The following is a 4,460-nucleotide window of genomic DNA, read 5'->3' as shown; positions in this document are numbered from 1 at the left end:
GAACACGACGTCGCCGGCGAGGGCGAGGAGACCTCCCAGCGCCAGCAGGCGGTGGCGCCGCAGGTGCGGGAGGAGCATGCGCAGGGTCCGCATGAGCGCCTGGCGGTGCAGGCGGCGCGCACTGCTTTTCATGGCACCGGCACCCCCTCGAGCAGCCCGAGCCACTGCGCGCAGCGCCCGGTCCAGGAGTGCTCCGCCACGGCCGCGGCCCGTGCGGACGCCCCCATGCGCGCCCGCAGCGCCGGATCCGCCGCGAGGATCCGGAGGGAGGAGGCGAGCGCAGCGGGATCACCGGGCGGGACGAGGAGGCCCCGCTCGCCGTCCCCCAGCAGCGCGGGCAGGTCCCCCACGGCCGAGGCGACGACGGGAAGTCCGGCGGCCAGGTACTCGTAGACCTTGAGCGGGGAGAAGTAGTGCGGGCCGGGCGGGTAGGGTGCGACGGCGATGTCCAGGCCGGCGAGCATCTCCGGGACCCTGTGCGGCGGCAGCGCACCACGGAACACCGTCCGCTCGGCGATCCCCAGGGCGTGTGCGCGCTCCCGCAGCGCAGCCAGCTCCGGACCGGCGCCGCAGATGTCGAGCCGCCAGTCGTCCGCGGCGGAGCGGCACGCACGGCCGAAGGCCTCGAGGAGGACCTCGGTGCCGTGCCAGGGCTTGAGCGTGCCCACGAAGCCCACCGTGAAGCGCGCATCACGGCGCAGGGAGGGCTGCGCCGGGCAGATCCGCGTCACGTCCACGCCGTTGGGGACGACGACGGCGCGGCCGGCGGCCTCCGGGCACATCGTGCCCGCCCACCGGGCCACCTGGGCGGAGACGCAGACCAGGACCTCGGCCCGGCGGAACTGGCGGAGTGTCGCGGCGAGCGCGGCCTCCGCGTCGTGCAGCTCCCTGTGGGTGCGCTGCTCCTCGATGAGCGGGGCATTCACCTCCAGCACCAGGGGGATGCCCAGCGCACGGGACGCCTCCTCCCCCGCCGTGCTGAAGAGGGAGTAGCGCTCGTAGACCAGGTCGAAGGAGTCCGGGTGCGCGACTGCGGCGGCCGCGAGCGCCCGTGCCGCCTCCGCGATCCGCACCTCGCGCTCCGCGGCGTCCGCCGCACGCCCCAGCGGGACGCGGACGACCTCGAGATCCTCCAGGTCCGGCGGCACGGACTCGTCGCTGCGCACGCAGAACACCGTCACCTGGTGCCCCAGTGCGATGAGCGCCCGCACCACCTCCTGCACGTGGACGGAGGCCCCCTTCGTCCCGAAGACGCCGATGCCGGGGTCTGCGAGGAGATAGGCGATCCTCATGCCGGGATCCTCTCCTCCGCACCGCGCCGGCCGCTCGGGCCGTCGGTGCCCGCCGGGCGTCCGCGCTCCCCCACGGTCGCAGGTGAGCCCTCCGCCCCGCACGAGCCCTCGGTCACCAGTGCGGCCAGCTCGGCCGCCTGGCGGCGGGAGTCGTAGCGGCGCTCGACGAGCACCCGGGCCCGCTCCGCCTGGGCGAGGCTGGACGGGCCCGCGTGCACGGCCTCGGCGAGAGCGCGGGCGAGCGCAGCCGGATCGCCGCTGGGCACGAGCCAGCCGGTCTCCCCCGTGACGATCACCTCGCTCACCGCGGTCACGTCCGCCGCGACGCAGCGGATGCCCCGGGCCATCGCCTCGAGCAGCACGGTGGGGAGGCCGTCGGTATTGCCGTCGGCACCCACCACGAACGGCGCGGCGAACACGTCGTGACTGCCCAGCAGGCGCACCACCTCCTCCTGCGTCCGCGGTCCCAGCAGCGAGACCGCTCCACCGAGGCCCCGGGCCGCGATGTCCGCCTCGAGCTCCTCCCGCAGCGGGCCGTCGCCCACGATGTCCGCGGTCACCTCCTCGCCCGCGGCGCGGAGGCGGTCCACCGCGTCGATCAGGTGGCGGAAGCCCTTCTTCTCCACGAGCCGGCCCACCGCGAGGACCCGGGCGGGAACGGCGGGAGCCGGCCGGGGCGCGTACTCGAAGCGGTCCAGCTCCAGTCCGTTGCGCACGAGGTGCAGGCGTCCGCACTCGTCCGGGAACCGGGACCGCAGGTGCGCCATGTTGTACTCGCTGATGGTGACGGCGTGGTGCGCGCCGGCGAGCGCGGTCCGCAGCAGCTCCGGGTCCACGTCCTCGTGGAAGATGTCCTTGGCGTGCGCCGTGAAGGAGTACGGGAGGCCCGCGATCAGGCCGGTCAGGCGCGCGACCCGGGTGGCGACGGAGGCGAAGTGCGCGTGGAGGTGGGTGACGCCGTGGGCGCGGGCCAGCGCCGCGAGCGCCACGGCCTGTCCCGCGTCGTCGTGCGCGGCCTCCAGCAGGGCGGGCAGCGCCGTGACCAGACCCGCGGCCGTCGCCGGGTCCGCGCCGGCCGTGCGCCAGGTCTCCCACCATCCGTGGGCGGACGAGGGCCGCGGCACGTGGATCACCGGTGCCTGCACACGGGCCAGCTCGGGGTGGAAGCGCGTGTCCGTGCTGGGCCGCAGGGAGAAGATCACGAGCGATTCCCCGCGCGCCTCGCGGGCGAGGATCTCGGAGACGACGAAGGTCTCGGAGAACCGCGGATACATCTTGAGCACGTAGCCGATGGTGGGACGGCCCGAGGGCGGACCGGCGCCGAGCGGCTGTCCGGACGGCGAGTGGGCCTCGGGCATGCGGACCGCGGGCGGGCGGACCGCAGATGAGCTGCCGGCGGGCAGGTGGTCAGTGCGCATGGGCGAGTGCCTCCAGAGGTGTGGGGACGCGGGCAGGCCGCGAGGCGGCCCGTGCCCGGGGCACGCCCGTCGGATGCGGCGAGTGCATCGGTGCCGCGCGACGGGCGCGGATGAGCTGGGCTGCGAGCTCCGCGGCACGGGAGAGTCCGCCGAGGTCGATGGCGCTCCTGTCCACGGCCGTGCCGACGGCCTTCGCGAACCAGGCGCTCAGCGCCTGGGGTTCGCAGGCCTCGGCGGGGAGCACCTCGACGGCGCCCGCCGCCGCGAGCGCGGCCGCACGGCGCGGCTGCTCGGCACGCCGGGACCGGCGCGGGACCACGAGCGCGGGGGTGGTCGTGGCCATCACCTCGGCCAGGGTGTTGTACCCGCCCATCGTCACCGCCGCAGCGGCGTCCCTGAGGAGTGCGGGCACGTGCGGGACGGAGCGCAGCACGGTGGTCTCCGGGCGCGCGAGCAGCCGGATCGCACGCACCTGCTCCTCGGGCATCTGCGGGCCGGTGACGACCAGGTGCCGGTGCCCGCGCGGCGGAGGTGCGGCTGCGGCGGCGCGCGCCACCGGTGCTCCGTCGGAGCCTCCGCCCACCACCGTGAGGACATAGGAGCCCTCCACCGCGGCACCGGCGTCCTCCGGCCGGCCCTGTGCGAGATAGCCGGTGGACAGGCTGCGCGAGGCGAGCCCGGCAGGCACCTCTCCCGTGGACACCGGGCAGTAGACGCGCCTGTCGCCGTAGATCCAGACGGCGTCGTAGGCATCGGCCACCGCCTCGGCACCGCCGGCGGCCGCCCATTCCGCCTGGACGGCCCACGGGGAGTCCAGCACATCGCGCAGGCCGAGCACGGTGGCGCAGCGATGGCGCTCGCGCAGCAGGGAGAGCACAGGTCTCAGTTCACCGTCCACGCCCAGCGGATGGCGGTCCGCGATGAACAGGTCAGGGCTCAGCGAGTCCATGACGCCTGCCATGGTCGCGCCGCGCACGGCGGCCAGGCGCTCCACCGTCAGCCGCAGCCGGCGCGCGGCATAGCCGTCGTCCGTCCGGTCGAACCCGGGCAGCACCAGCCAGTCCCAGCCGTCCGGGAGGCTGTCCGCGGGCGCGTCCGGGTGCCCCGCGATGAGCAGGCCGCTCACCTCCTCCCCGAGGAGCCCCGGCAGATGCTCTGCCAGAGCGTGCGCGAGGGCGCGATTGCGCCGCGCGTGTCCGAGCCCCACCGAGTCGTGCGAGTAGAGCACCACCGTCGCCGTCATCTGCGGCCTCCCGTCCGTCTGCTGTGTCACCCACCATCCTGGGCAGGCGGTGTGAGGGACCGATGAGACGACGATGAGGAGGTTCTCATCTGGACGCGGGCGGTCCCTCACACCGACGGACGCAGGACTGTGCCGCAGATCACCCGGTTCCGGTTTGGTTCACCCGAGGTTCACCGCGTAGAGTCGTACATGTCGACGCGGGGTGGAGCAGTTCGGTAGCTCGCCGGGCTCATAACCCGGAGGTCAGGGGTTCAAATCCCCTCCCCGCCACGAGAGAAGGGCCCTGATCAGCAGGAATGCTGGTCAGGGCCCTTCGGCATTCCACGCGGCAGTGATAGAGCTGCCCGCCCGCGGAGGGCACAGGAGTCAGGCCGGTGCCCGGACGTGCTGCGTCGTCATCCCGTGCCCGCCCGGGCGATCCTGCACCCGGGGCACTGCCTGACCGCTCCCGCAGTCGTTTTGCGCGGAGGGTCGGGTTGGGGTAGGGTTGCATCTGTTGCCGCGGGG

Annotated in this window: 3 protein-coding genes and 1 tRNA gene; 1 reads left to right on the top strand and 3 read right to left on the bottom strand. The window is 74.5% G+C overall.

Going from position 1 to position 4,460, the window contains the following annotated elements:
• Positions 1-128 precede the first annotated feature (128 nt).
• The 3 genes from Q0A33_RS10200 to Q0A33_RS10190 are packed head-to-tail and all read right to left on the bottom strand — an operon-like array spanning position 129 to position 3,983.
• Positions 129-1,292: a glycosyltransferase family 4 protein gene (locus Q0A33_RS10200; RefSeq protein ID WP_291795872.1), complete on the bottom strand. Its 1,164-nt coding sequence runs from the start codon at positions 1,290-1,292 to the stop codon at positions 129-131.
• A complete protein-coding gene (locus tag Q0A33_RS10195) occupies positions 1,289-2,710 on the bottom strand; it encodes a glycosyltransferase family 4 protein (RefSeq protein WP_291795870.1) in 1,422 nt (473 codons plus the stop codon). The genes Q0A33_RS10200 and Q0A33_RS10195 overlap by 4 nt, the downstream gene beginning before the upstream one ends.
• The gene (locus Q0A33_RS10190) at positions 2,700-3,983 is read right to left on the bottom strand and encodes a glycosyltransferase (protein ID WP_291795868.1); all 1,284 of its coding nucleotides are present in this window, start codon (positions 3,981-3,983) and stop codon (positions 2,700-2,702) included. Before Q0A33_RS10190 ends, Q0A33_RS10195 begins: the two co-directional genes overlap by 11 nt.
• Positions 3,984-4,149: 166 nt before the next feature.
• Here Q0A33_RS10190 and Q0A33_RS10185 point away from each other — a divergent pair.
• Positions 4,150-4,223, top strand: a tRNA-Met gene (locus tag Q0A33_RS10185).
• Positions 4,224-4,460: the final 237 nt, after the last annotated feature.

Origin of the sequence: Brevibacterium sp., from assembly GCF_022712115.1 — a bacterium.
In the GTDB taxonomy this organism is placed as follows: domain Bacteria; phylum Actinomycetota; class Actinomycetes; order Actinomycetales; family Brevibacteriaceae; genus Brevibacterium; species Brevibacterium salitolerans.
This window is presented reverse-complemented; position numbering and strand designations above follow the sequence as displayed.

Excerpts from the sequence above, each read along its gene's own strand:
- Q0A33_RS10200 (WP_291795872.1), bottom strand. The coding sequence starts at position 1,292 with ATGAGGATCGCCTATCTCCTCGCAGACCCCGGCATCGGCGTCTTCGGG.
- Q0A33_RS10195 (WP_291795870.1), bottom strand. The coding sequence starts at position 2,710 with ATGCGCACTGACCACCTGCCCGCCGGCAGCTCATCTGCGGTCCGCCCG.